This window comes from Actinosynnema sp. NPDC023658, from assembly GCF_040639995.1.
In the GTDB taxonomy this organism is placed as follows: Bacteria; Actinomycetota; Actinomycetes; order Mycobacteriales; family Pseudonocardiaceae; genus Actinosynnema.
The window spans coordinates 1-3,803 of the sequence record NZ_JBFAAX010000554.1 but is presented as its reverse complement, the minus strand read 5'-3'; the positions used below and the strand labels follow the sequence as shown (position 1 = coordinate 3,803).

The window sequence follows — 3,803 nt, the reverse complement described above, 5'->3', positions numbered from 1 at the left end:
CACGCCCTCGGCTCCGACTCGCCGTCGAAGGCCGACGAGGTCACCCCCCTCGCGAACGCCGCCGAGGGCGCCGCCGCGTTCGGCGTCGGCGGCACCGGCCCGGCGTCGCCGCAGGTCCTGCCCGTCGCCAAGACGGTCGACCCGGCCGCCGAGGCGCAGAAGCTCTTCAAGAGCCAGCACATCACCGAGACCCGCGAGGCCGAGGAAGCCGAGGCCAGGCGGCCCAAGTTCGTCCGCCCCGCCGAAGGCGTCTTCTCGTCCGGTTTCGGCGGTCGCTGGGGCGAGATGCACTACGGCATCGACATCGCGGGCCCCATCGGCACACCGATCCTGTCCGCAGCGGATGGTGTCGTGATCGAGGCCGGTCCGGCAAGTGGTTTTGGGCTCTGGATCAGGGTCCAGCACGACGACGGCTCCATCACCGTCTACGGCCACGTGGACAGCTACTCGGTCGACAAGGGCCAGCGGGTCATGGCGGGCGAGCAGATCGGCCGCATGGGCAACCGCGGCTTCTCCACCGGCCCGCACCTGCACTTCGAGGTCTGGAACGCGGACGGCAAGAAGATCAACCCGCTGACCTGGCTGAACTCCAAGGGCGTCAGCGTCTGAGCCGACGAGGCTCCACCGGTACACGACACGAAGGGCCGGGCTGCCTGAGCAGCCCGGCCCTTCGCCGTGGAAACGCCCCCCGAAGGTGTTCCCCCCGTGCGGTCGCCGCCCCCGACGCGGCTCCCGCCTTCCCCCCGTCGTCGAGCGGCTCCCCCTGGCCGGTTCACCCCGGATGTCCCGTCCAGCCCGCTCGTGACACCCCTAAAGACGCGCAGGGGCCAATCGGGTTGCACGGGAATCAGGACACGATCGGGGGTGTTGCTTCGCAACAGGGCGAAGTACGGCTGAGAGGGCCTCAGAGCTTCACGAGGGGCACGCCGCCGATGAGCATCAGCCGGACCGTCCCCGCGCCGCCGAAGTCGATCGTGGCGGTCGCACGGGGGCCTGAGCCGTCCACGGCCACCACGCGGCCGAGGCCGTACTTGTCGTGGCTCACCCGGTCGCCCACGTCGAGCTTCACCGCGGGCGTGTCCTTCCACCCCGCGTTCGTCGGCGCCGGGCGGGACGTGCCCGACCCGCGACCCCACGACGTCGGCGCGGACGGCGCGGAGCGCCTGGGCTCCACCCGCCGCCAGTCGACCAGGTCGGCCGGGATCTCGTCCAGGAACCGCGACGCCGGGTTGGCCGACGGCTGGCCCCACGCCGAGCGCACCAGCGCCCGCGACAGGTACAGCCGCTGCCGGGCCCGGGTGATGCCCACGTAGGCGAGCCGGCGCTCCTCGGCCAGCTCCGTCGGGTCACCCAGCGCCCGCATGTGCGGGAAGACGCCGTCCTCCCAGCCGGTGCAGAACACCACCGGGTACTCCAGGCCCTTGGCCGTGTGCAGCGTCATCAGCGTGACCACGCCGTCGGACTCCGCGTCGGGCACCGAGTCGGCGTCCGCGACCAGCGACACCCGCTCCAGGAACGCGGCCAGCGAGCCCTCGGCGGGCAGATCCCCGGAATCAGGCGACGCAGCCTCGTCCGGGACGGGGACCGCCGTGCCCAGGTCGGTGAACTCGCGGGCCACCGTGACCAGCTCGTTCAGGTTCTCGACCCGGGTGTGGTCCTGCGGGTCCTCGCTGGCCTCCAGCTCGGCCCGGTAGGCGGTCTTCTCCAGCACCGCTTCGAGGATGTCCGCCACGTCGTCGCCGCGCTCGACCAGCACCCCGAGCTCGTCCATCATCTCGACGAACCCGGCGATCGCGTTGCGGGAGCGCGGGTTGAGCAGCGGCACCCTGCCGGTGACCGCGTCGCGCAGCGCCGCCGCGAAGCTCATCCGCTCCCGCTCGGCGTACATCGACACGCACGCCTCGGCGCGCTCACCGATGCCGCGCTTGGGCACGTTCAGGATGCGCCGCAACGACACCGTGTCGTCCGGGTTGGACAGCGCCCGCAGGTACGCCAGCGCGTCGCGCACCTCGCGCCGCTCGTAGAACCGGACGCCGCCGACCACCCGGTAGGGCAGGCCGAGGCGGATGAAGATCTCCTCGAACACGCGCGACTGGTTGTTGGTCCGGTAGAACACGGCGATCTCGCCGTTGTTCGCGTCGCCGCCGTCGACCAGCCGGTCGATCTCGTTCGCAACGAACTGCGCCTCGTCGTGCTCGTTGTCCGCGACGTAGCCGACGATCTTCTCGCCGTCGCCCAGGTCGCTCCACAGCCGCTTGTCCCGGCGGTCGGGGTTGCGCGAGATGACCGCGTTCGCCGCGCTCAGGATCGTCTGGGTGGACCGGTAGTTCTGCTCCAGCAGGATCGTGGTCGCCTGCGGGTAGTCGCGCTCGAACTCGACGATGTTGCGGATCGTCGCGCCGCGGAAGGCGTAGATCGACTGGTCGGCGTCGCCCACCACGCACAGCTCGCCCGGCGGCACGCCGTCGGAGCCGGTGCCGATCAGCTCGCGGACCAGCGTGTACTGGGCGTGGTTGGTGTCCTGGTACTCGTCGACCAGCACGTGCCGGAACCGGCGGTGGTAGTGCTCGGCCACGTCCGGGTGGTTCTGCAGCAGCTCGACGGTCCTCATGATCAGGTCGTCGAAGTCCAGCGAGTTCGACTCCCCGAGCCGGCGCTGGTAGCTCTCGTAGACCTCGGCGACCCGGCGCTCCAGGTCGTTGGTCGCCCGGTCCTTGGCCGTGGCGGCGTCGACCAGCTCGTTCTTCAGGTTCGAGATGTGGATCGCCAGCGTGCGCGCCGGGTAGCGCTTGGGGTCCAGGTCGAGGTCGCGCGCCACCAGCGTGATCAGCCGGCGCGTGTCGTCGGAGTCGTAGATGGAGAAGTTGGACGACATGCCCAGGGTCTTGGCCTCGCGGCGCATGACCCGGACGCACATCGAGTGGAACGTGGACACCCACATCGAGCGGGCCCGCGCGCCGACGAGGTCGGCCACGCGCTCCTTCATCTCGGCGGCGGCCTTGTTCGTGAAGGTGATCGCCATGACCTCGCCCGGGTGGACGTTCCGCTCGGCCAGGAGGTAGGCGATCCGGCGGGTGAGCACGCGCGTCTTGCCCGAGCCCGCGCCGGCGACGACCAGCAGCGGGGCGCCCGAGTGCTCGACGGCCCGGCGCTGGGACGGGTTGAGGTCTTCGAGCAGCCGCCCGGCGGGGGAAGCCGCAGGGGACGAACCGCTCGACCGGGGGGAGGGGGGACTTGCAGGCAAGTCGAACAAGGCGCTCATCGCCTGTCCACGTTACCGGGTACCACCGACAGCCCGTGGCTGTGGCATGATGAGCGGGTGCGCATGGCCCACTTCGAGTTTTTCTACGGGATCCGGACTCCGGCTCCCGTGGACCGCTAGCGCCGACAAGCCACCACGAAGCCCCGGAGTCCTCGGACCCCGGGGCTTCGCTGCTGCCAGGGCTGGGACTCCAACCAGAGTCGGAAGGTCGTCACCATGAACAGCACCGATACCGCCCCGGACATCGACGCGTTGCGCCAGGAGATCGACCACCTGGACGCCGAGCTGCTGCGGCTGGTCAAGCGGCGGGTCGAGGTCTCCAAGATCATCGGCGCCGCCCGGATGGCCGCGGGCGGCACGCGGATCGTGCACAACCGGGAGATCGACGTGATCAACCGCTACAAGGAGCTCGGCCCCGAGGGCCGGGACCTGGCGATGATCCTGCTCAAGCTGGGACGCGGCCACCTCGGTCGGTAGGGGCGGCCTCCTCCGTCGGCAGGTGGGGCGCCGCCGCGCGCGGACGGGCCGGGCGACCTAACCC

General features: G+C 70.9%; 2 protein-coding genes and 1 pseudogene. 2 read left to right on the top strand and 1 reads right to left on the bottom strand.

Annotated features, from left to right (window positions below; all coding sequences use genetic code 11):
- A partial coding sequence (locus AB0G02_RS31030) for a M23 family metallopeptidase (RefSeq protein WP_360801076.1) occupies window positions 1–609 on the top strand: 609 nt, incomplete at its 5' end.
- A 295-nt stretch (window positions 610–904) separates the two neighbouring features.
- Here AB0G02_RS31030 and pcrA read toward each other — a convergent pair.
- Window positions 905–3,262, bottom strand: a complete 2,358-nt coding sequence (pcrA, locus tag AB0G02_RS31025) for a DNA helicase PcrA (protein WP_360801073.1) — start codon at window positions 3,260–3,262, stop codon at window positions 905–907.
- A 213-nt stretch (window positions 3,263–3,475) separates the two neighbouring features.
- Between pcrA and AB0G02_RS31020 the strand changes: the two are divergent.
- Window positions 3,476–3,739, top strand: a pseudogene (locus AB0G02_RS31020) (chorismate mutase); the annotation flags it as partial.
- Window positions 3,740–3,803 lie beyond the last annotated feature (64 nt).